This is a genomic window from Allobosea sp., from assembly GCF_030694325.1.
GTDB lineage: Bacteria > Pseudomonadota > Alphaproteobacteria > Rhizobiales > Beijerinckiaceae > Allobosea.
In genome coordinates this window covers 1-22,730 of record NZ_JAUXYO010000107.1, presented here as the reverse complement: position 1 = coordinate 22,730, position 22,730 = coordinate 1, and the positions used below count along the sequence as shown (strand labels likewise).

Here is a 22,730-nt window from a genome sequence, read left to right as displayed (position 1 = left end):
TCAGTTCTGCGAAGGTCGCATGAAGGAGACGGGATGATGGGCGCGCTGCTGGGCGTGGACGGGTGCCGGTCGGGATGGATCGCTGCCTCTCTGGACCCCGCCAGCGGCGATGCGCCAACCTTGCGCGTGGTGCCGGCGTTCAGCGATCTGCTCGGTCTCGGGCCCGCCCTGATCGCGGTCGACATGCCGATCGGCCTGCCCGACCGGATCGAGGGGTCGGGCCGTGGACCGGAACAGCTGGTGCGCCCCCGGCTCGGCCAGCGCCAGTCATCCGTCTTCTCGATCCCCTCGCGGACGGCTGTCGAGGCGGAGGATTACGGCGAGGCCTGCCGGCGGGCGATGGCCACATCGCAGCCGCCGCGCAAGGTCTCGAAGCAGGGCTTCCACCTCTTCCCGCGCATCCGCGAAATCGACGCCCTCCTGCGGGCCGAAACGGCGCTGCGCCACCGCGTTCGCGAGGTTCATCCCGAATTGGCCTTTGCGACCATGCGGGGCGGCCCCCTCGCCCATCCCAAGAAGATCAAGGGGCGGATCAACGAGGCGGGCATGGCCGAGCGGCGCGCCCTCCTGATCGCCCAGGGACTGCCACGAGAGACCGTCCATGCCCGGCCGCCGAGAGGCGCCGGTGCCGACGACATGCTCGACGCGCTCGCCGCCCTGGTTGTCGCCCGGCACATCGCCGCCGGGCGCGGACGCCCCTTCCCCGACCCGCCGGGACGCGATAGCCACGGCATACCCATCGCGATCTGGAGCTACCGCCCCGTCGCCCGCCGCTACAGGACACCGCCATGACCGAGAATCCCGTCCCGCGCCCGATGATCGAGGCGGCCGCACAGCGCATCGCCGGCCACGCCCGCATCACCCCCGTGATGCGGCTGGGCAAGGGGGCCTTCGGCTCGGACGCGGACATCTCGCTGAAGCTCGAATGCCTGCAGCATGCCGGCTCGTTCAAGACGCGCGGCGCCTTCAACAACCTGCTCTCGCTGGATATTCCTGCAGCCGGCGTCGCCGCGGCTTCGGGCGGCAACCATGGCGCGGCGGTTGCCTATGCGGGCCGCGCCCGCGGCGTGAAGGCGACGATCTTCGTCCCCGAGATCTCGCCGCCGCCCAAGATCCAGGCGATCCGCCGCTTCGGCGCCGAGGTCGTGATCGGCGGCGCGCAATATGACGACGCGCAGGCCGCCTGCGACCGCTTCGTGGCCGAGACCGGCGCCCTCAAGATCCACCCCTTCGCGGCGAAGGAGACGATCGCCGGCCAGGGCACGCTGGGCCGCGAATGGCAGGGGCAGGAGCCCGATCTCGATACCGTCCTCGTCGCTGTCGGCGGCGGTGGGCTGATCTCCGGCATCGCCGCCTGGTTCGCGGGCACGAAGGTCAAGGTGGTCGGCGTCGAGCCGGCGGGCTCGCGCGCGCTCCAGGCCGCGCTCGAGGCGGGTGGACCCGTGCAGGTCGAGGTCGCCTCGGTCGCCGCCGATTCGCTCGGCGCCCGCAATGTCGGCCCGCTCGTCCACGCCGTCTGCAAGGACACGGTCGACCATGTCGTGCTGGTCCCCGACGAGGCCATCACCGACGCGCAGGTGACCCTGTGGCGGGATTTCCGCCTGGCGGTCGAGCCCGGCGGCGCGGCGGCGCTCGGCGCCCTGCTTTGTGGAGCCTACCGGCCCAAGCCGGACGAGCGTCTGGGCGTGCTGGTCTGCGGCGCGAATGTCGATCTCGGCAAGCTGGCCGCGCTGGCAGGCTGATCCGCGCCCTTAAGCGGCCTCAACCGCAGCGCTGCATTTTTTGCAGCGCTGCGGCAAGAACTCAGCACAAGACGTCACCGCTTCGCCCGGCCTAGCGTGATCCCTTGAGCGGACGGCTCCCGTTCCGTCGAAGACGAGGCTGCGGCGACGCCGCCGGGCGCTTCGCCGCCGGAGCCCCCCGCACGCGACCGATCCGCCCGCCCCCTCTCGCGAAGGAGCCGCCATGCGCCGCCAGTTTCTGAAATCCGTGCTCGCCGCCGCCGTCGGCGCTTCGATCGGCTTCGCCTCGCCTGCTCTGGCGCAAGCCCCCACCAAGATCCGCTTCACGCTCGACTGGAAATACCAGGGCGTCCACTCCTGGTATTTCTATGCCAAGGAGAAGGGCTATTTCGCCGCCGAGGGCCTCGACGTCACCATCGACCAGGGCGACGGCTCGGCCGCGACCGTGACCCGCATCATGGGCGGCGCCTATGACGCCGGCTTCGGCGACATGAACGCGATCATCCAGCAGGCCGTTAACAAGCCCGGCGAGCAGCCGGTGATGGTCTATATGATCTACAACAAGGCACCCTTCGCGATCATCCATAAGGCGGACGGGCCGATCAAGACGCTGAAGGACCTCGAGGGCCGCAAGCTGACCTCGCCGGCGGGCTCGGCGACGCACCGGTTGTTCCCGATCTTCGCCAAGCTCAACGGCATCGACGCCAGCAAGGTCGAGGTCATCAACATCACGCCCTCCGTCCAGGAGATGATGATGGTCCAGGGTCAGGTCGACGGTGGCTTCGTCTTCACCGTGACCTCTTACATGAACCTGATCGGGATGAAGCTGAATCCTGACAAGGACTACAAATTCATCATGTATTCCGACCACGGCATCGCGTCCTATTCCAACGGCGTGATGGTCTCGCAGAAGCTGATCAAGGAGAACCCCAAGGCCGTCGCGGGACTGGTCCGGGCGATCAACAAGGCGATGCTCGAACTCGCCGCCAATCCCGCCGAGGGCGGCAAGGTAATGAACCGCGTCGAGCCCACCGTGAACGCAGAGATCGAGGCCAAGCGCATCGAGTTCACCTACAAGGCCCATATGTTGACCCCCGAGACCGAGAAGCTCGGCGCGGGCGACGTCTCCGACGAGCGCATGACCAAGGCGATCGCGCAGATCGGCGAGGCCTTCGAACTGAAGAGCACGCCGAAGGTCGAGGAGGTCTTCAACCGCTCCTTCCTGCCGCCTCTGGCCGAGCGCAAGATGCCGGCGCCCAAGAGCTGATCGAGCCAGCTGGACGAGCACCAGCTGAGTGTTCATCCAATGCCGAGCCGGGCGCGCCGCGCGTGCGCCCGGCTCGCGCACCCCCGGCGGCCCCGCGAACCGATGAGCCCGACATGATCGTGCTGAGCGAGGCCGATATCCGCGCCCTCGTCGATCCAAGCGAGGCAGTTGCGCTGGCCGCCGAGGCCTTCCGGCTCACGGCCGCGGGCCATGGCGAGGCGCTGCGCGGCGACCTGCGCGCGAATGATCCGAAACGCGGCTGCCTGCTGCTCACCGGCAGCGCCGGGCCGCGGACGCTGACGATCAAGAGCAACGTCCACGCTTATCCGGACGGTCACGACGCTCCACGTCGCTGGGCGAGCCTTCTGACGCTGTGGGACTGGAGCCTTGCCGAGCCGCGGGCGCTGCTCTCCGCCGGTCTGTTCAACGAACACCGCACAGCGGCGGGATTCGCCGCCGGCATCGACCGGCTCGCCGCGCCCGACGCCGCCACCGCGACCCTCTTCGGCGCGGGTCGCAGCGCCCCGCTCGCAGCGCTTTATCTCAAGATCGCGCGGCCCTCTCTGACACGGCTGCATCTGATCGGCCGCTCGCCCGAGCGGGTCCGCGAACTTGCAGAGACTCTATTGCAAGAGCCCGCTTTGGCCGATGTCGAGCTGGTCACCGTCGCGACGCCGGCCGAAGCGGTCGCCGCAAACGAGATCGTCGTCACCGTCACGACCGCGGAGGAGCCTGTCTTCCCCGGCAAGGCCGTCCGCTCCGGCGCCTGCATCGTGCTCGGCGGCGCTAACCGCCCGGGCGCCCGCGAGGCCGACGACGATCTGATTCGCCGGGCCGACATCTATCTCGATGCCCGCGCGGACGCCTTCGCCAAGGCGGGCGATCTCGTCCGGGCGCAGGCCTCGGGCGCGCTCGATCCAGCCCGCATCCGCGGCGAGATCGGCGCGCTGCCGGGCGGCGCGCTGCCGTTCAGTCCCGGCGCCGACGTCACTGTGTTCAAGTCGATGGGCCTGCCGCTCCAGGACGTGCTCCTGGCAGACGCCCTCGTGACGAAGGCACTGGCCCGCGGCCTGGGCACGCCGGTCGATTTGCAGGGGACGCCATGACCGAAGCGACGCTCCTGATCCGCGGCGCGCGCATCCTGGCCAGCGCTGCCGCGCAGGACACGCCCCTGGGCGACATCCTGATCCGCGGCAACACCATCGTCGCCGTCGGCGAGGTGCCGCCGCAGCCGCCCGGCAGCGTCACGCGCGAGATCGACGGTCGCGGCCTGCTCGCGGCGCCGGGGCTGATCAACGCCCATATGCATTCTCAATCGGGCACCATGTCGGGCTTCGCAGACGGGCTGAGCCACCCCGCCTTCATGTGGCTGACCCAGGCCCACACCTCGCGCCGCACGCCCGACGAGATCCGCCTCGCCGTGCTGCTCTGCGCCGCCCAGATGCTGACGACCGGCACGACGGCGCTGATCGACCATTTCCCCGGCCAGCGCTTCAGCACGGTGGATATGGACGCCGTGCTCGCGGCCTGGGAGGATACCGGCCTGCGCACGACGCTGGCGATGCGCTTCTTCGACGGGGTCTTCTCCGACATCATCCCCGCCGGCATCGAAGTACCGGCCTCGGTCACCGCGCTCGTCAGCGGCTCGGGACTGCTGGCGCCGCATCCGCTCGCCGAGCTGCGCGAGCAGATTCCCGATCTCGTCTCACGCTGGCACGGCCGCGCCGGGCGCATCGGGCTCTGCCCCGCCCCCTCCAACCCGGACCGCTGCAGCGACGAGGCGCTGGTCTTCTGCGCTAATCTGGCAGAGCGCCACGACCTGCCCATCCACACCCATCTGCTCGAGACGAAGGCCCAGGCGCGGATCGCGCGCGAGCGCTATGGCGAGAGCACGCTCGCCCATCTCGAGCGCCTCGGCATTCTCTCCGACCGCTGGTCCTGCGCCCATGCGATCTGGCTCGACGAGGCCGACATCGCCCTGATGGCGCAGCGCCAGGCCATCGCGGTCCACAATCCCGAGAGCAATGCCCGCATCGGCACGGGGCGGATGCGGACACCCGAAATGCTGGCGGCGGGCGTGCCCATCGCGCTGGGAACCGACGGTTCGGGCGCCAACGACAATCTCGTCATGCAGGAGGCGATGCGCGCCGCCGCGCTGCTGCACCGCTCCGACCTGCCGGACCGGCGGCAATGGGTCAGCGCCCGCGATACCCTGCGCATGGCGACGGTGGAAGGCGCCCGCACGCTGCGCCTTTCCGGCCGGCTCGGCGAGATCGCGCCAGGCCAACTCGCCGACATCGTGCTCTACCGGCTCGACGCACCCTGGTGGCGCCCGCTCAACGACGCGGTCTCCCAGCTCGTCTTCGCCGAAACCGGCGCGGCGGTGACAACCGCGATCGTCGACGGCCGCATCGTCCTCAAGGACGGCCGGATCACGACCTTCGACGCGCCAGCCGTCCTCGGCGAGATCGAGGCGATGGAGGCAAGCCTTCGACGGCGCAATGCCGATCTCTTCGCGGCGGCCGACGCCATCGCCAGAGCCGTCCCGTGAGCAAAGCCGCGCCATGAGCACGATGGTCGATCTCGTCATCCGCGACGCGCTGCTCGTTACCCCCGAGGCCAGCCGCCATGGCGCCGTCGCGGTCGACGATGGCCGCATCGTCGCGATCGGCCGCAGCGAGGCGATGCCCCACGCGCGCCGGACGATCGAGGCCGGCCGGCGGCCGCTCATCCCCGGCGCGCTCGACGTCCACACCCATGTCCGCGAGCCTGGCTTCTCGCACAAGGAAACCTGGGCGACGGCCACAGCCGCGGCTGCCGTCGGCGGCGTCACCACGATCTTCGACATGCCCAACACCAACCCGCCGACGGCAAATGCCGCCGCGGTGCGGGAGAAGATCGCCATCGCGACCCCACAGGCCCATGTCGATTTCGGCGTCTACGGCTATGTCGGCGAGGCCAATCTCGCTGACCTCCAGCCGATGGCGCAGGCCGGCGCCAGCGCCTTCAAGCTCTTCCTCGGCAGCGACAACCCGCTCGTCCCCTGCCCGAACGACGGCGCCGTGCTCGATGCGCTGGCCCTGATCCGCGAGACCGGCCTGCGCTGCACCGTCCATGCCGAGAACACCCCGATCCTGAACTGGCGCGGCGCGCAGCTGAAGGCCGCCGGCCGCGAGGACCTCGCCGCCCATCTCGCCCAGCATGTCGACATCGCCACCGTCGAGGCCGTGCAGCGCATCGCGCTCTTCGCGGAATGGACGGGCTGCAAGGTCCATATCGCCCATGAGAACTGCCGCCACGCTGTGCCCGTGATCGCGGCGGCCAAGCGGCGCGGCGTCGCCATCACCGCCGAGACCTGCCCGCATTACCTGCTGCTGAGCATGGAGGATGCAGAGCGTGCCGGCGGCAATGCGCTGCGGGTCAAGCCGCCGGTGCGCGAGGCCGGCCATGCCGACGCGCTCTGGGCGGCTGTGCTGGATGGCACGATCGACATGATCTCGACCGACCACGCCCCGCATTCGGTCGAAGAAAAGCACCGCGCCTCGATCTGGGAGACCTCGCCGGGCTTCCCCGGCGTCGAGACCTCGATGCGCCTGATGCTGACGGAGGTCGCCGCCGGGCGGCTGACGCTGCAGCATTATGTCCGCCTCGCCTGCGAGGCCCCCGCACGCGCCTTCGGGCTCTGGCCCCGCAAGGGCGCCCTGATGGTGGGCGCGGATGCCGATCTCGTCCTGCTCGATCTGGACCACCGCGAGACGATCCGCGGCGCGACCTTCCGGTCCATGGGCAAGGTCACGCCCTTCGAGGGCCGCGAAACCCGAGGCCGTGCCGCGATGACCGTGCTGCGCGGAACCTGCGTGGCGCAGGACGGGCAGCTCGTCGCCCCGCCCGGCACGGGACGCTCCCTGCGCACGGCCTGATTCCCGGAACCGCGCGCTCGCGCCCTGGGACGACCCGCATAGGATGACCCTGCGGCGGGCTCAGATCGGGTCGCCGCCGCCGCCTCCGGAGGCGGGACGCCTGTCCGGCGGCATCAGGCCGAGCCGCTCTCTCGCCCACCAGCGCCCCAGCATCAGGGTCGCCACCAGCGCCAGCGCGACCGCCAGCCCGATCCAGATGCCGCTGCCGGCGAGCGGCGTGCCGAAGCCGAGCGCGATCGAGAGCGGCAGGCCGAACACCCAGTAGCCCAGCCCGGCATAGAGCATCGGGATCCGCGTATCGCCGAGCCCACGCAGAAGGCAGGAGCCGACGACCTGCGCCCCGTCGACGATCTGGAAGATCGCGGCGAAGACCAAAAAATGCATCGCCAGCGCCGCCACCTCGATCGCGCCCGGCCGGTCGAGATCCAGAAACGGCCGGACCAGCCAATGCGGCGAGAACCACATCGCCAGCGCCGTCAGCGCCATGAAGCCGACGCCGAGGACGATCGCCACCACGCCGGCCCTGCGGATGCCCTCGCGATCACCCGCGCCGAAGGCCCGGCCGACGCGCACCGTCGCCGCCTGGCCGATCCCCATCGGCACCATGAAGGTCAGCGAGGCGATCTGGATCGCGATGGCATGGGCGGCCAGCGCGGTCGAACTGATCCGCCCCATCAGGAAGGCGGCGCCGTTGAAGATCAGCACCTCGAAGGCCAGGGCCGCGCCGATCGGCAGGCCCAGCCGCCAGAACGCCCGGTAGCGGGGCCAGTCCGCCACCCAGAACCGCCCGAACAGTCGGAAACGCCGGAACTGGTGGTCGCGCATCACCAGCCAGGCCAGCCCGGCAAACATCAGGGTGGAGGACAGCGAGGTCGCCAGCCCCGAACCGAACAGCCCGAGCGCCGGAAATCCGAGCCGGCCGAACATCAGAACCCAGTTGGCGAAGGCGTTGAACAGCACCGCCGCCAGAACCACCAGCATGGCCACGAGCGGCCGCTGCAGCGCCGCCACGAAGCCGCGCAGCACGAGATAGAAAAAGAACGGCAGCAGGCTCCATTGCAGCGCGCGCATGTAACTGCCGGCAGCCGCCGCCAGTCCGCGGTCCTGCCCCATCAGGGCCAGCACCGCCTCGGTCTGCCAAAGAAACAGCCACATTGGGCCGACCAGTGTCGCTGCCGCCCAGAAGCCCTGCCGCACGGTGCGCCGGATCTCGCGCACCGCATGGCGGTTGCGGCCCAGTTCGATCGACAGCATCGGCGCGACCGCCGCCATCACCCCGATGCCGAAGATCAGCACCGCCATGTAGAGATTGGAACCCAGCGCCCCCGCGGCCAGCGCCTCGGGCCCGAGCCGCCCCATCATCAGCACGTCGGTGGCGGTCATCGCGGTCTGCGCCAGGTTCGTCAGAACCAGCGGCCAGCCGAGCCGAAGCATCGAAACCGCCTCGGCAATCCAGGCGGAGCGGGAGGCGGACGGGTCAGTGAGAGGCGCGGGCGTTGTCATGAGCGGCCGCTTCTAGCCCGCCCGCAGCCCGCGAAACAGGCAAAATCCTGCGGCACAGCGCAGACGATCGGCCTCGATCAGAGAGAATACGAAGCGTAACCGCGCGACGAAGAGGCGGTCTGCGGCTCCGCGACGTTGGCCGGATGCGCGTTTCGCGAACGCCCGGCCAACTGGCCGCGTCAGGCGTGCTCCAACTCCGATCTCAGCCTCAGCAGCAGGTCACAGACCGGCTCGAGGTCCGCTACGGCGAAGCCGTCGCGCAACGCGGGAACATGACCGGCGATCCTGTCGCCGAGCAGGCCCGTGAACCGGACACGCCCGTCGGGCCGGACGACCAGCCCGTTGCTCTCCTCGAACGAGCTGTTCCAGGCGACCGCCTCCGCTTCCGTGACGCCCTGCGGGAGGTCGAGTTCCAGAGCCCTGCCCGTGAGCCGGACCGGGTAGCCACCAGGCAGGCCGTTGGGGCCCGGCACATGCCCCCGCCAGGACCGGCCGGCGGCCATGGCGAGCAGCATCGGAACCCCGCTAGCGCCGGAAATCTCGATCACCGGCTCCGGCGTGAGCTGGATATCGGCAAAGCGGTCATAGACATCCGCAACCTCGCGACCGTCGAGCCAGACGCGGGGTGGACGTCCGTCCCGCTCCTGCGGCCTGCGGCGCCAGGCGGCCAGGTTCTGGTAATGCGCCAGAACCTGGATCTCGGCTCCGGCCGGCGCGGCGGCCGAGCCGGCAAAGACGTTGGAGAGGATCGCGACATTGCCCATGCCGCAGGCGACCTCGTGGCCCATGGCCCGGATCATCCCGTTGACCACGTCCGGGAAGCTGCAGTTGACGAGCGTCACCGTCCGGCCGCTGCGGGTGATGGCGGCCGCCATGCGCGAGCTGATCAGGGCCTGAAACACGGCGGTGGCGCTCAGCCCGCCCTCGGCCACGAGCCGCGTCCAGGCGTTGCCGCTCTGGGCGATGACCTGCGAGGTCTGGATCGAGGCCGCCTGCACGACGATGCGCGGGCTGGCCGCCTCCAGCAATGCGTCGGATGCCTCGGGCGCGAGCAGATCGACCGCATGCACCGTGAAGCGCGCCGGGTTACCGAAGAGTGCGGCGCGGGCGTTGGCGGCGGTCCGCAACCAGTTCAGGCGCTCGATGTTGCGGCCTGCGATCACGATCTCGACCGGTTCGCGGGCCGTTGCGGCGATGTCGAAGGCGATGCGCGCAGCGAATCCGCCCGTACCGGAGATCAGGATGTCGCAGCCGGCCATCTCAGCCCACCATCGCCGGCGCGCTGCGGTCCCAGGCGTCGTCGAGCCGGGGCGAGAGCTTGTGCTTCATGATGCGCTGGCTGGCCGTACGCTCGAACTCGTCGACGAAGGCGATGTAGCGCGGGTTCTGATAGGGCGCGAGCCGGGCGGCGAGCCAGTCCGAAAGCGCCGCGGGATCGATGGCGGCGCCCTCGCGCGGCTTGACGAAGAGCTTGATGTCCTGCTCGCCGACATCCGACGCCACGCCGATCATGGCGCAGTCCTCGATGTCCTCGTGCTCGGCCGCGACATGCTCGACCTCCCAGGCCGAGACGTTCTCGCCCTTGCAGCGGACGCTGTCGGTCATGCGGCCATGGAAGAAGAGGTTGCCGGCCTCGTCCCAGGAGCCGAGATCGCCGGTGTGGAGCGCGCCCCCGCGCAGAGCCTTTGCGGTCGCCTCGGGATTGTCGAGATAGCCCGGGAAGATCGCGCCGGGGATATCCGTTTCGACGACGATCTCGCCGCGCTCGCCGGGCTCGACCGGCGTGCCGTCCGGCCGCCGCAGATTCACCGTGAACCAGGGCATCGGCCGGCCGACCGATCCGACCACGCCGTTGTCGTTGCAGGTGGTGATGCTGGAGGCCTCCGTCATGCCGTAGCATTCGCGGATCTCGATGCCGAACCGGTCGCGAAACAGCGGCCAGATATCGGCTGGGCAGCCGCCGCCCCAGGAAATCCGCACGCCATGCGTCCGGTCGAGCGGGCCCTCGGGCTGCTTCAGCAGAATCTGCAGGATGCCGCCGAGATGGTGGATATGGGTCGCGCCCTCGGCCTTCACCTGGCTCCAGAAGCGGCTAGCGCTGAAGCGGTCGACCATGGCGAGCGTGATATCGCGGATCATCGGCAGGGCCAGGAGTTGCGCTCCGCCGATGTGATAGAGCGGCTCCCAGACGAAGAAGACCTCGCCCGGCCTTGCCGCCGAGACGCGGCCGACGCCCTCGGCGGCCAGCCGCAGCATGCGGTGGGACACGATCACGCCCTTGGGGCGCCCCGTGGTGCCGGAGGTGTACATCACGGCGAAGACAGCGTCGGGCGCGGGGGCCGGCTCGTCGAACACAGCCGGCTCGGCGAGGATGCGGTCGAGTTCGGGGCCCTGGCGCAGAAGCGGCGGCGCGCCCGACCCCGGCAACGCCTCCGTCACCAGCGCCGCGAGATCCTCGTCGGCGACGATGAGCTTCGGCTGCGAATGCGTCAGCAGATAGCGCAGCCCCTCGCCGCGTTGCTGGGCGTTCACCGGAACCCAGGCGACACCCGCGCGCGCCAGGCCGAACACGACGGCGATGGCCGCGACGGAATTGCGCATCATCACCGCGACACGGTCGCCCCGCTGCAGGCCCCGCGCCCGCAGATGCGCGGCGAAGGCCGAGGAACTGCGCTCGATCTCGCCATAGGTGACGGGCTCGCCGCAATAGCGCGCATAGACCTTCGCCGGGTTGCGCGCGGCGCACCGCGTCAGCAGGTCGACAAAGCCGGAATCGTCTCTGGAGGTCATGGTCGATCGGTTCGCGCGATGTCAGGAGGCGGAAGAGGACGAGGAGCGGAAGCGTTCGGCCACCAGCAGCATCACCGTCACCACGACGAAGACGACCACGGACACCGCCGCGAGCGTCGGATTGAGCTGGAGGATCATGTCGTCCCACATCTGCTTGGGCAATGTCGTCTTGACGCCCCCGCTGATGAAGATCGCGATGGTCAGCTCGTCGAAGGAGGTGATGAAAGCGAACAGGAATGCCGCGACGAGGCCACCCTTGACGAGAGGGATGGTGACACCGGTCAGCGTCTTCAGCCGGTTGGCCCCCAGAGTCGCCGCAGCCTGGTCGAGCCGCTGATCATAGCCCTTGAGAACGGCCGCCATGGTGACCAGCGTGAAGGGGATGGCCAGAACCGTGTGGCCGATGATCAGGCCGAGATCGGTCGCCACCAGCCCGATGCGCGCGAACAGGTAGAACAGCCCCACCGCGATGACGATGCGCGGCACGATCATCGGCGCGAGGAAGAAGGCGAAGATCAGCCCGCTCCAGCGTGTGCGGCTATTGGCCAGCGCCAGCGCCGTGAAGCCGCCGATGGCAGTGGCCGCGATCGCGGTTGCGAAGGCGACGCCGAAGGAGCGGATCGTCGCCTGGATCCAGAGCGGGGATTCGAAATAGGTCCGGAACCAGGACAGGCCGTAGCCCGGCGGCGGGAATTCCAGGAACTGCGAGGAGGTGAAGGCCAGCGGGATCACCAGCAGCGTCGGCAGGACGAGGAAGCCGATCACGATCCAGGCGAAAATCGGCAGGATGAAGCCGCTGCCCCGCCGGCCGAGCAGGCTTTGCGCCAGCGACGAGACCGCCCCCGCCGCCCGGGCGACGACGGCGAGAATGGCCAGCCCGAGATCGCGGATTCGCCCGGTCCCGACCTGCGCCGCGCCTCCGGCGATCGTGGAGATGCCGAAGACACGGTCATAGACCCAGCAGGAGACCAGCGCCGCCGCCAGCATCATCGCCGCCAGCGCGCCGGCGAAGGGCCAGTTCAGCAGCTCCTGCACCTGCGTGATGATGAGCTGGGCCAGCATCGTCTGCTGTCGTCCGCCCAGGAAGGCGGGCACGATGAAGAAGCCGAGCGAGGAGATGAAGACGAGCAGACCCGCGGCGGCGACGCCGGGCAGCGACAGCTTGAAATAGACCAGCCAGAAGGCGTGGGCCGGCGAGGCGCCCAAAGTCTGCGCCGCCTGGACGAGGCGGCGGTCGATGCCCGCCATCACCGGCAGCATCGTCATCACTGCCAGCGGCACCATGGCGTGGACCATGCCCACCATGACGCCGAATTCGTTGTGCAGCAGCGGCAGCGGCTGATCGGTGACACCAGACCCCATCGCCAGCGAATTGATGATGCCGCTGCGGCCGAGCACGATCATCCAGGCGAAGGTCTTGACGAGATAGCTCGTCCAGAACGGCACCATGACGAAGAGCAGCATGCGGCCGCGATAGAGATCGGGCAGGCGCGACAGCCAGTAAGCCAACGGATAGCCGATCAGCAGCGAATAAAGCGCCGTATAGCCCGCGATCCGAAAGGTGATGCCGAGCACGCGCAGATAGACGTCGGTCGCCGCGATCCGCTCATAGGTCGCGAGCGAGGGCTTGCCGCTGTCGGGGTCGAACAGGCTCAGGCCGAGCAGCTGCGCCACCGGCCAGACGAAGAAGAACGCCAGGAAGAGCAGGCCCGGCACCGCGAGCCAGAGCGCACCGGGGCGAAAGGCGCCGCGCGCACCCGCCGTTCCGCCGGAAGCCGTGGCCGCACTCATGCGACGAGGACCGCACGGTCGCGCGCCCAGCCGGCGACGATCTCGTCATGGATGGCGGGCACGGCGTCGTCGGGGCCGAGCCGCAGCACGAGCTGGCCACCATCGCCGAGCGTGGCGATGACCCGGGTTTCCGAGCCGGCATAGACGATCTCGCTGACGCGGCCGGTGACGGCGTTGCCGTCGGGCGCGCCGAGTCTGAGATGTTCCGGGCGGATCACGAGCGCGGGCTCCGCGCCCGGGCTCGCGGCATTCTGCGGGAGCGCGAAGCGGCCATGGGCCGTCTCCAGCGAGCCATTGCCGTCCCAGCGGCCGCGGAAGATGTTGGAGATGCCGATGAAATCGGCGGCGAAGGCGGTCCGCGGCCGCTCATAGATCTCGCGGGGCGTGCCGAGCTGCTCGATCTTCGCGTGGTTCATCAGGCAGATCCGGTCGGAGAGCGCCAGCGCCTCCTCCTGGTCATGCGTCACATAGACGATCGTGGCGCCGCTCTCGCGATGCAGCCGCTTGATCTCGATCTGCATGTGCTCGCGCAGCTTCTTGTCGAGCGCGCCGAGCGGTTCATCCATCAAGATGATCGAGGGCTGGTAGACGAAGCAGCGCGCCAGCGCGACGCGCTGCTGCTGCCCACCCGACAATTCGCGCGGGAAGCGCTTTGCCAGATGGCCGAGATGGACCATGGCCAGCGCATCCTCGACGCGCTTGCCGATCTCCGCCGAGGGACGCCCGCGCATCTTCAGCGGGAATGCGATGTTCTCCGCCACCGTCAGATGCGGGAACAGCGCGTAGTGCTGGAACACGAGCCCGATATCGCGCTGGTGGACCGGCATGCGCGACTGGTCACGCCCATCGATCACCACCCGGCCCTCGCTCGCCTCAACGAGGCCGCAGATCAGCTGAAGCAAGGTCGTCTTGCCGGAGCCCGAAGGCCCCAGCAAGGTGAGGAACTCGCCCTCGGCGACGCTGAGCGAACTCGGCTCGAGGGCCGTGGTCGCGCCATAGCGCTTGCCAAGGCCTTCGATGACAAGCTTGCCTTCGATGACAAGCTTGCTCTTCGTCGCCGCGGCGGCGGGCGTGTCGATCCCCGTCGTCATCGCGATCAGGTCAGGAGCCAGGAGTTGAAGCGCTCGGAGACCTTGGCGCGGTTGGCGCTCCACCAGCTCTCATCAGCGATTCTCATCTGCTTCAGATTGTCCGGCGAGGTCGGCAGGACCTTGGCGCGTTCGGCGGGAATCGTCTGGTAGGCGTCGAGATTGGTCGGGCCATAGGCCAGGATCTCGGTGAAGAGCGCCTGGGCCTTCGGGTCCGAGCAGAAGCGCACGAACTGGCGGGAAACCTCGGCCTTCGGGCCGCCCTTGGGCAAGGCCCAGCCCTCGATCGAATAGAGCCCCTGGTTCCAGACGATCTTCGCGGGCGTGCCGCCATCGATCGCCGCCTGCAGGCGGGCATTCCAGCCCGGCAGCATGTCGACCTCGCCACTCTGGAGCAGCTGCGTCGACTGGGCGCCGCCGGTCCACCAGACCGCGACATGCGGCTTGATCTTGTCGAGGACCTTGAAGGCACGGTCGACGTCGAGCGGGTAGAGCTTGTCGAGCGGCACGCCGTCCGCGAGCAGCGCCTGCTCGAGCGTGTCGATCGCGTTCTTGCGCAGCGCGCGGCGGCCAGGGAACTTCTCGACATTGAAGAAATCGGCCCAGCTCGCCGGCGCCGTCTTCACCCGGTCGGTGCGATAGGCGAAGACCGTCGAATAGACGTCGGTGCCCATGAACAGCGGCGAGATCGCCTCGGGCATCAGCTTGGGCACGTCGGCATGGGTGAAGCCGATCGGATCGAGCAGGCCTTGCCCCGCCAGGATGTCGCGCGCCGACAGCGTCAGCGTGCAGACGTCCCAGGTGTAGGATTTGGTTTCGACCATCGCCTTGAACTGCGCGGTCGGTTCGGCCTCGCGGGCGACATTGACGACCTTGTTGCCGGTCGCCTTCTCGAAGGGATCGTAGAAGGCCTTGCGGAAGGCCGGGCCGAAGGGACCGCCGGGATCGGCCACGATGATCTGCGTCGCGGCACTGGCCCGCCCGATCAGGGCTGGCCCGGCCATCGCGCCGGCGGCGACGCCGCCAGCCAGTTGCAGGAGGTGGCGCCGATTAGGCCTGTTCATGATGCTGCTGGTCATCGTTCTCTCCCGTTCAGCGGTTTTCCGCATTTCCCCGTGGTCGTCTGGTCGTCTCGCGTCAGGCGCTCTTCTTGGCGGCGCGCTTGGCGAGGAATTCCTCCATCATCCGGGCCGGTTCGCCGGTGGCGTAGGCCTCGCGCTGGTTGCGGATGCCGGCGGCGAGGCATTCGCGGAAGCTCGCCTCGGTGACCTCGCGGAAGCGCGCCTTGTTGAGCCGCATGGCGACAGGCGGCTTTCCGGCGAGCTCGGTCGCCAGCGCCAGCGCCGCGTCCATCACCGTCTCCTTCGGGACGATGCGGTTGATCAGCCCGATGCGGAAGCACTCGTCCGCTTCCATCATCCGCCCGGTCAGGGTGAGGTCGATGGTACGGGCAATCCCGATCATCTCGCGCATGATCCAGGGGCCGGTCACCGACGCGATGCCGGAGTTGATCTCGGGCTGCCCCATGGTGACGCCGTCATGGCCGACGCGCAGGTCGCAGAGCAGCGCGACCTGGAAGGCCGATCCCGCCGCGACACCGTTGAGCGCCGCGATGATCGGCTTCGAGAGCGAGCGGATCCGGTCGTAGAGGCGCTCCCACTCGCCCATCCACAATTCTGCCCGGTCGGGATCGAAGGTTTTCGTCTCGTTGAGATCCTGGCCGGCTCCGAAGGCACGGTCGCCCGCACCGGTGAGGATGATGGCGCGCACCGCCTCGTCGGCCTCCAGCTCGTCCAGCGCCTCGACGAGGCGGGCCCGCATCGGTGCGTTCCAGGCGTTCAGCTTGTCGGGGCGGTTCAGCGTCAGGATCCCGACGGGGCCGCGGATCTCGCTGAGAACGGATTCTTTCATCGTGCGCTCCGATGGCTTTCTATCGTTATGCGATAAACTCTATTGAATGATCTGCGGGAATGCCCCACCTTGTCAAGGCCGCATGTCGCCGCCATTGATCGGCTCGAGGAGAAGCTGCGATGTCCCTGACCGAACCGCGCGCGGATGAGGCCCCGGCCGCCCGGCCCGATGCCGGCAAGTCCACACGCGACAAGGGCGGGGCCCTGATGGTGAATTCGGTCGAGAAGGCGTTTCGGGTGCTCTACGCCTTCGGCCGCCAGCACCAGACCCTGAACCTGTCCCAGGTGGCGGCGGAAACCGGCATGGATCTCAGCGCGGCGCAGCGCTTCACCCATACGCTGACCAGGCTCGGCTATCTTCACAAGGACGCCGAGACCAAGCGCTTCGAACTGACGGCGAAGACGCTCGACCTCGGCTATCACTTCATCCGCGGCAGCCGCCTCGTCGACCGGGCGATGCCCTATCTGATGCATCTCAGCAAGGAGACCGAGGAGACCGTCAATCTGACGATGCGGGATGCGACCGAGATCATCTTCGTCTCCCGCTTCCTCAGCCGGCACGTCCTCAACACCGACGTCATCATCGGCACGCGCATGCCCGCCTATTGCACGGCGCCGGGCATCGCCATGCTCTCGCGGCTGCCGGAAGACGAGGCCATGGCGGTGATCGACGCCTCCGACCTCAAGGCCTACACCCCCTCCACGACCTGGCAGCGCGAGGCGCTGCGGGAGAAGATCCGCCAGGCGGCCGCGCAAGGCTACGCCACGGCCTTCGAGGAGGTCTATCTCGGCGACGCCTCGATCGCCGCGCCGATCCTCGACCATCGCGGCCGGCCCGAGGGGGCCGTCAATGTCGCGGTTTCCTGTTCGCGCTACAGCCGGGACGACGTGGTCACGCGATTCTCCGCGCTCGTCATCGCGGCGGCCCACGCCGTCTCCCGCGTCTAATCCGACGAGGCGGAAGGACCGCAGCGCGTCCGACCGCTTGACAGCGATCCCTTTCGCCTTGCCAATATCCGCTTAAGATTATCGCATTGCGATATTCAAGAGCGAGGTGGCGAGGGTGACCAGCGTCCAGTTCAAAAGGGTCGCGGAACGACGCGGGGCGAGGGTCGTGCTGACATTCGAGGGCTCGGCGATCACGGCGACGAGCGGCGACAGCGTCCTCGCGGCGCTGCTCACCCATGGACTGCTGGTTCGCCGCCACGAATTCGGTGACGAGCCCCGCGCCGGCTTCTGCCTGATGGGCGCCTGCCAGGATTGCTGGGTCTGGAGCGGACATGGCGGCCGGCTGCGAGCCTGCACGACGCCCGTCGTCGAGGGCATGACGCTGTTTGCGCAGCCGCCGGCCGCACGCGATGAGTAGCATCGTCATCGTCGGCGCCGGCGCGGCCGGAATTGCAGCCGCGGAAGTGCTCTGTGCCCAGGGCCACCGGCCCGTCCTGATCGACGAGGCCGAGCGTGCCGGCGGCCAGGGCTATCGCCAGCCGGCCCCCGATCTCGCGCTCGACATGCGCCGCCTGATGGGCAGCGAGGCGGCACGCTACGAGGCACTCCACCGCCGCTTCGCCGCCCTGACCGAGCGTATCGACTATCGGCCGCGGACGCTGGTCTGGGCAGTCGAGGGCGGCACGCTCCATCTGCTGCGCGAGGGACGCGCCGAGACGATCGAGGCCACGACCCTGCTGCTGGCGACGGGCGCGATGGATCGGATCGCCCCGATGCCCGGCTGGACGCTGCCGGGCGTCTTCACGCTCGGCGGTGCCCAGGTCGCCTTGAAGGACCAGGGCTGCCTCATCGGCCGCCGCGTCGCCTTCCTCGGCTCCTCGCCGCTGCTGCTGCTCGCCGCACGGCAATACCGGCAGATGGGCGGCGAGGTCGCGGTCGTCGCCGACACGACGGGGCTCGCCGCCAAGGCGCGCGCGCTGCCACATCTTCTCGCCTCACCGCGCACCCTCCTGCGCGGGCTCGGCTACATGGCCGACACGCTGCGCGCCGGCACGCCGCTCCTGCATGGCGTGACGCCGCTCGCCATCGAGGGAGACGGCCATGTCGAGTCCCTGCGGCTGCGCGATGCGGCGGGACGCGAACACCGCTTTGCCTGCGATGCGGTGGCGCTCGGCTACGGCCTCAAGCCAGAAAGCCAGCTCGCCGACCTGGCGGGAGCGAGTTTCGCCTACGACACCGACTTCCGGCTGTTCCTGCCGAAGACGGATGGGTTCGGGCGGGCACGCCCCGGCCTCTATCTCGCCGGCGACGGAGTTGCGATCGGAGGCGCCGACGCGGCTGAGGCCAGCGGCGCGCTCGCCGCCTACGCCATCCTTTCCGATCTCGGCAAGCCGAACGACGCGGCGGCGATCCCGCTGATGCGCCGGGTGGTTCGGCTGCGCCGGTTCCAGCGCGGACTGGCGCGAGCCTTTGCCTGGCCGGTGGCACAGATTCGGGCGCAAGCCGCCGAAACCGTTCTGTGCCGCTGCGAATCCGTGACGATCGGCGCCGTCCGCGCGGCCATGGCGCAGGCGCTCGGCCCGGTCGAGGTCAACCGCGTCAAGGCGATGACGCGATGCGGCATGGGTCGCTGCCAGGGGCGCGTCTGCGGACCGGCCCTGCAGGAAATCGTCGCCGCCGCCACCGCACGCGATGGCGCGGCCGCGGGGCGCCTGCGCGGCCAGGCCCCGGTGAAGCCGATCGCCCTCGCTGCCGCCGGCGACATCGCGCCATGAGAGGCGCGAGCACCGATGTGGCGATTATCGGCGGCGGCCTGATCGGCGTCTGGACCGCGTTTTTCCTGGCGCGGCGCGGGCAGCGCGTGGTCCTGTTCGAGAGGGATGTCGTCGGGGCACAGTCGAGCGGCACGAATTTCGGCAATCTGCGGCTGCAGGGCCGCTTTCCGGGCCAGTATCCGCTCGCGCTGCGCTCCCATGAGCTGTGGGAGGATTTCGAGGCACTCATCGGCGAGGGCTGCGAATTCGCGCGGACGGGTCATCTCTACTGCGCCTTCGACGCCGCCGAGCAGGCGCGGCTCGAAGCTTATGCGCAGGTTTCGCAACAGCATGGCGTCGTGATCGAGCGGCTTGAACAACCCGAACTCCGCAAGCGCTTTCCCTGGCTGGGCGGTCGGGCGGTCGCAGCCACCTACTCCCCCCGCGACGCCACGGCCAATCCCCGCCTCGCGACTCCGGCCGTCGCCCGCGCCGCGCGGCGGCTCGGCGTCGAGATCCGCGAGAACGCCCGGGTCACGGCGGTCGCCCGCCATGGCGCCGGATTTGTCGTGACGACGGCCGACGGCACCGAACTCGGCTGCGGCGCGCTGGTCAATGCGGCCGGCGCCTGGGCGGTGGAGATGGCGGAGTGCTTCGGGGAGACGGCACCGGTCTTCGCGGCCGGCCCGCCGCAATTCGTCACGGAGCCACTGCCCTTCGTGATGGCGCCCTCGCTCCAGACGATCGACGGCTCCGTCATCGCCCGCCAGACCGAACGCGGGAACGTCATCCTCGCCGGCTATCCGCGCACGGCGGCCGATGCGGTGGGAAACCGCGCGCCGGTACCGCCGGCCAAGACTCTGGCCGCCATGCGGGCGCTCGCGGGGCTCGTGCCGGCACTGGCTCATGGACATGTCATCCGCGTCTGGTCCGGCATCGAGGGCTATCTGCCGGACATGATCCCGGTGATCGGCAGGAGCGAAACCACACCATGGCTTTTTCACGCCTTCGGCTTCTGCGGCCATGGCTTCCAGATTGGTCCCGGTGTCGGACACTATCTCAGTGACATGATCGTCGACGGCGCGGATCCGCCACCGCTGGCGCCGTTCTCGATCGCGCGCTTCCGCACCTCCGCGACCATCAGCGACAAGTTTCACAAGGAGTTCGACGACCGCCCCGACAAAGGAAACCGAGCCCTGTCGGCGCGCCCAAGTTAGCAAAGGCGCAGCCGCCAGCCGCTGATGCCCTTCCGCTACGGGACGCATTTTAACCTGAACGTCACAGGCGATGCCGCATAACGCTCCACAAGATGGGAGCGTTCGCATGAGTGGCCATGATGCGCTGGTGGTCCGCGGCCTGGTGAAGCGCTTTGGCGGCTTCACGGCCGTCGACGGGCTCGATCTCCGTGTCCGGCGCGGCGAGCTCTACGCTTTGCTGGGTCCCAACGGGGCAGGCAAGACCACCTCGCTCAGGATCGTCGCGGGGCTGCTCTCCCCGGATGCGGGCGAAATCGGCATCTGCGGGATCGACCGCCTGCGGGATCCGGTTGCGGCCAAGCGGGTCGTGGCGTGGCTCCCGGATGAACCGATGGTTTACGACAAGCTCACGCCTGTCGAATATCTCGATTTCGTCGCCGGCCTCTGGCAGGTCGGGCCCGCGGTCGCCAGACGGCGCCGCGACGCCCTGCTCGAGACCCTCGAGCTGACCCGCGTGGCCGATCATCGCTGCGAGGGTTTTTCCAAGGGCATGCGCCAGAAGGTCGCTCTGGCCGGCGCGCTGATTCACGAGCCCGAATTGCTGATCCTCGACGAGCCGCTGACGGGCCTCGACGCCGCGATGGCGCGACATGTGAAGGACCTGCTCCAGGACCGTGTCGCGACCGGCGTGACGGTGATCCTCACCACACATATTCTCGAAGTCGCCGAACGTCTCAGCGACCGCATCGGCATCATTCGCAATGGCAGCTTGGTCTGCGAAGGCACGATGGCCGAACTGCGCGATGGCAGCGCCTCCCAGGGTTCGACCCTGGAAGATGTCTTCCTCGATGTCGTCGCACGCGGAGAGGCGGCCTGAGATGAGTGCCCTTCTGTCAGGGGCGACCCGCACCGTGCTGGCGCTCGAGGTCAAGCTGGCCCTGCGCGGCATCGCCGACATGGCGGGCCCGAAGACGCCCATGCGTCCCTGGCGCATCGCGGGCGTATTGGCCGTGGCCTGCACGATCATCTTCGGTGTGTCGCATCTGCTGCTGATGACGGCCGGCGACCTGGACCCTGCCGATCCGCGCGTTCAGATCACCTTGACGATCAATCTCGCCTTCCTCTTCATCCTCATGGTCTCGGCCGCGCTCGATTCCGCCGCCTACGCGCTCTATGCGCGCGGCGATTACGATCTCATGTTCTCGGCGCCCCTGCCGCCGCAGACGGTGCTGCTGGTCCGGGCTCTCAACGTCCTTGGCTTCACGCTTGCCAAGGCCGGTCTCTACGGCGCGCCGATTTTGATCCTGCTCGTGGTGCAGCGCGGACCGCACTGGTTAGCTGGCCTGCCCCTGCTCCTGGCTCTCGCGCTGAGCGCGACGGCCACCGCGATCGGGCTGGCCATGGGCCTGGCTCGTCTGATCGGGATCCGGAGCACGCGTGTCGCGGCGCAGGTGATGGCGGCGCTGGCCGGCCTGCTCGTGCTCGTGATGGTGCAGTGGGACGCGATTTTCGGGCCGGGCCCGAAGAACGCCCTCGTCGCGGACTATGTCGCCAATCCTGACTCTCTCGTCTGGCAAGGGGCGATGCTGCCGGCCCGCGCCGTGACGGGCGATATCGTGGCCCTCCTGGCTTTGGTTGCCTGCGCTGGGCTGATGGCCGTGCTGATGTTCATCGGCCTCGCCGAGAGCTTCGTGCGCAATGCGGTCCTCGCCGCGGGATCGGCGTCTGCAGCTCCCGCCCGCGCAAGGCGCAGTCGCGCCTCCTTCGGAACATCACCGGCGGCGGCACTGATGCTCAAGGAGCGGCGCCTCATCTTGCGTGATCCGTGGCTGCTGTCGCAGATCCTGATGCAGTGCATTTTTCTGATCCCGATCGCCGCGGTGACGGTCTATCGCGTCGCGAGGGGGGATCACGATGCCTCGGCGCTCGTGCCGGTCCTGATCGTTCTGTGCGGTCAGATTGCCGGTGGCCTGACCTGGATCGCGATGTCGGCTGACGAAGCCGGCGAACTCGCCCTGACGGCTCCGCTGGACCCCGGCTTGCGCCAGCGCGCCCGTTTCGGCGCGATCACCTGGCTCACCGTCACCTTCGCCGCGCCACCCTTGATGATCCTGCTGTTGTTTGATGCCTGGTCCGGTCTGGTCAGTGTGCTCGGCGTGGGCTGTGCCATCGCCTGCGGCATCTTCGTCAACCTCTGGCATCAGCCAAGGCTGTCGAGGACCGGCATGATCAGGCGGCGCATGAAGAGCCCGATTTCCGTGACTCTCATGGAGCTTCTGGCCTTGATGACCGTTGCGGTTGCACTCTGGCCCCTGCTCACGGGCAACTATCTGGCGGCGATGGGGGGCGCGCTGCTGGCGATGGCGACGATGGGCGTGCTGTATGCAGCGCGCCCTCGCGTAGCAGCGTGAGCCGGGCTGTCAGGATTACCGACGAAGGAAGAGCTGACGGACGACGCCAGCCCTATGCACTGCAAGCGTCGGAGACCGACGCTCCGCGACCATCTGGTGATCATGCGCCCGATCATGCCGAGGCGGCGCTCGGCCACCGAAAAATGGCGCTCCCATGGGGAATCGAACCCCAGTTTTCGCCGTGAGAGGGCGACGTCCTGACCGCTAGACGATGGGAGCAGCGCGGCAAGGGCTGCTGTTTAATCGCAGCGCTGCCGGCCTGCAACTGTTTTTGCACAGCGAGGCCGAAAATTGCGGAGGGGGCACCCGCTGCGCCCCCTCCTCGTTGGCGGATCGCCGCGAAGCGACCGCGTCAGGCCGCGGCGTCCTGGAGCGTGGGATAGTCGGTATAGCCCTTGCCGTCGCCGCCA

The 22,730-nt window shown here is 68.9% G+C and carries 19 protein-coding genes and 1 tRNA gene; 12 read left to right on the top strand and 8 right to left on the bottom strand.

Annotated features, from left to right (window positions below; genetic code table 11):
- Positions 1-36: 36 nt before the first annotated feature.
- The 6 genes from Q8M82_RS06465 to Q8M82_RS06440 all read left to right on the top strand — a co-directional run bounded on the left by Q8M82_RS06465 (position 37) and on the right by Q8M82_RS06440 (position 6,929).
- Positions 37-792 (top strand): DUF429 domain-containing protein, encoded by a 756-nt coding sequence (locus Q8M82_RS06465; protein WP_371126256.1) that lies wholly within the window; start codon positions 37-39, stop codon positions 790-792.
- Complete coding sequence (locus Q8M82_RS06460) at positions 789-1,742, top strand: threonine/serine dehydratase (RefSeq protein WP_305690553.1); 954 nt, start codon at positions 789-791, stop codon at positions 1,740-1,742. The genes Q8M82_RS06465 and Q8M82_RS06460 overlap by 4 nt, the downstream gene beginning before the upstream one ends.
- A gap of 223 nt (positions 1,743-1,965) precedes the next feature.
- Entirely contained in the window at positions 1,966-3,009 is a 1,044-nt protein-coding gene (locus tag Q8M82_RS06455; protein WP_305690552.1) for an ABC transporter substrate-binding protein, read from the top strand.
- 113 nt (positions 3,010-3,122) lie between these two features.
- Positions 3,123-4,115 carry an ornithine cyclodeaminase family protein gene (locus Q8M82_RS06450; RefSeq protein ID WP_305690551.1) on the top strand — a complete coding sequence of 331 codons (993 nt, stop codon included), beginning with the start codon at positions 3,123-3,125 and terminating at the stop codon, positions 4,113-4,115.
- Positions 4,112-5,560 carry an amidohydrolase family protein gene (locus Q8M82_RS06445; RefSeq protein ID WP_305690550.1) on the top strand — a complete coding sequence of 483 codons (1,449 nt, stop codon included), beginning with the start codon at positions 4,112-4,114 and terminating at the stop codon, positions 5,558-5,560. The genes Q8M82_RS06450 and Q8M82_RS06445 overlap by 4 nt, the downstream gene beginning before the upstream one ends.
- Before the next feature lie 13 nt (positions 5,561-5,573).
- Positions 5,574-6,929 carry a dihydroorotase gene (locus Q8M82_RS06440; RefSeq protein WP_305690549.1) on the top strand — a complete coding sequence of 452 codons (1,356 nt, stop codon included), beginning with the start codon at positions 5,574-5,576 and terminating at the stop codon, positions 6,927-6,929.
- Between the two features lie 60 nt (positions 6,930-6,989).
- Here Q8M82_RS06440 and Q8M82_RS06435 read toward each other — a convergent pair whose 3' ends face one another.
- The 7 genes from Q8M82_RS06435 to Q8M82_RS06405 all read right to left on the bottom strand — a co-directional run bounded on the left by Q8M82_RS06435 (position 6,990) and on the right by Q8M82_RS06405 (position 16,012).
- A complete protein-coding gene (locus Q8M82_RS06435) occupies positions 6,990-8,432 on the bottom strand; it encodes an MATE family efflux transporter (protein ID WP_371126255.1) in 1,443 nt (480 codons plus the stop codon).
- 179 nt (positions 8,433-8,611) lie between these two features.
- Positions 8,612-9,691: a hypothetical protein gene (locus Q8M82_RS06430; protein WP_305690547.1), complete on the bottom strand. Its 1,080-nt coding sequence runs from the start codon at positions 9,689-9,691 to the stop codon at positions 8,612-8,614.
- 1 nt (position 9,692) lies between these two features.
- Complete coding sequence (locus tag Q8M82_RS06425) at positions 9,693-11,222, bottom strand: class I adenylate-forming enzyme family protein (RefSeq protein WP_305690546.1); 1,530 nt, start codon at positions 11,220-11,222, stop codon at positions 9,693-9,695.
- 21 nt (positions 11,223-11,243) lie between these two features.
- The gene (locus Q8M82_RS06420; protein ID WP_305690545.1) at positions 11,244-13,013 is read right to left on the bottom strand and encodes an ABC transporter permease subunit; all 1,770 of its coding nucleotides are present in this window, start codon (positions 13,011-13,013) and stop codon (positions 11,244-11,246) included.
- Positions 13,010-14,104, bottom strand: coding sequence for an ABC transporter ATP-binding protein (locus Q8M82_RS06415; protein WP_305690544.1), 1,095 nt, complete (start codon positions 14,102-14,104; stop codon positions 13,010-13,012). The genes Q8M82_RS06420 and Q8M82_RS06415 overlap by 4 nt, the downstream gene beginning before the upstream one ends.
- A gap of 5 nt (positions 14,105-14,109) precedes the next feature.
- Positions 14,110-15,180 (bottom strand): ABC transporter substrate-binding protein, encoded by a 1,071-nt coding sequence (locus tag Q8M82_RS06410; RefSeq protein ID WP_305690543.1) that lies wholly within the window; start codon positions 15,178-15,180, stop codon positions 14,110-14,112.
- 58 nt (positions 15,181-15,238) lie between these two features.
- Complete coding sequence (locus Q8M82_RS06405; RefSeq protein ID WP_305690542.1) at positions 15,239-16,012, bottom strand: enoyl-CoA hydratase/isomerase family protein; 774 nt, start codon at positions 16,010-16,012, stop codon at positions 15,239-15,241.
- A gap of 119 nt (positions 16,013-16,131) precedes the next feature.
- Between Q8M82_RS06405 and Q8M82_RS06400 the strand changes: the two genes are divergently transcribed.
- From Q8M82_RS06400 to Q8M82_RS06375, 6 genes are all read left to right on the top strand, one after another.
- Positions 16,132-16,959: an IclR family transcriptional regulator gene (locus Q8M82_RS06400; protein WP_305690541.1), complete on the top strand. Its 828-nt coding sequence runs from the start codon at positions 16,132-16,134 to the stop codon at positions 16,957-16,959.
- Between the two features lie 166 nt (positions 16,960-17,125).
- Positions 17,126-17,377: a (2Fe-2S)-binding protein gene (locus Q8M82_RS06395; protein WP_305690540.1), complete on the top strand. Its 252-nt coding sequence runs from the start codon at positions 17,126-17,128 to the stop codon at positions 17,375-17,377.
- Entirely contained in the window at positions 17,370-18,734 is a 1,365-nt protein-coding gene (locus Q8M82_RS06390) for an FAD/NAD(P)-dependent oxidoreductase (protein ID WP_305690539.1), read from the top strand. Before Q8M82_RS06395 ends, Q8M82_RS06390 begins: the two co-directional genes overlap by 8 nt.
- Positions 18,731-19,930 carry an NAD(P)/FAD-dependent oxidoreductase gene (locus Q8M82_RS06385; RefSeq protein ID WP_305690538.1) on the top strand — a complete coding sequence of 400 codons (1,200 nt, stop codon included), beginning with the start codon at positions 18,731-18,733 and terminating at the stop codon, positions 19,928-19,930. Before Q8M82_RS06390 ends, Q8M82_RS06385 begins: the two co-directional genes overlap by 4 nt.
- Positions 19,931-20,036: 106 nt before the next feature.
- A complete protein-coding gene (locus Q8M82_RS06380; protein ID WP_305690537.1) occupies positions 20,037-20,786 on the top strand; it encodes an ABC transporter ATP-binding protein in 750 nt (249 codons plus the stop codon).
- A 34-nt stretch (positions 20,787-20,820) separates the two neighbouring features.
- Complete coding sequence (locus Q8M82_RS06375) at positions 20,821-22,320, top strand: hypothetical protein (protein WP_305690536.1); 1,500 nt, start codon at positions 20,821-20,823, stop codon at positions 22,318-22,320.
- A 144-nt stretch (positions 22,321-22,464) separates the two neighbouring features.
- On the opposite strand, the gene Q8M82_RS06370 is transcribed toward Q8M82_RS06375, so the two are convergent.
- Positions 22,465-22,539, bottom strand: a tRNA-Glu gene (locus tag Q8M82_RS06370).
- Positions 22,540-22,730 lie beyond the last annotated feature (191 nt).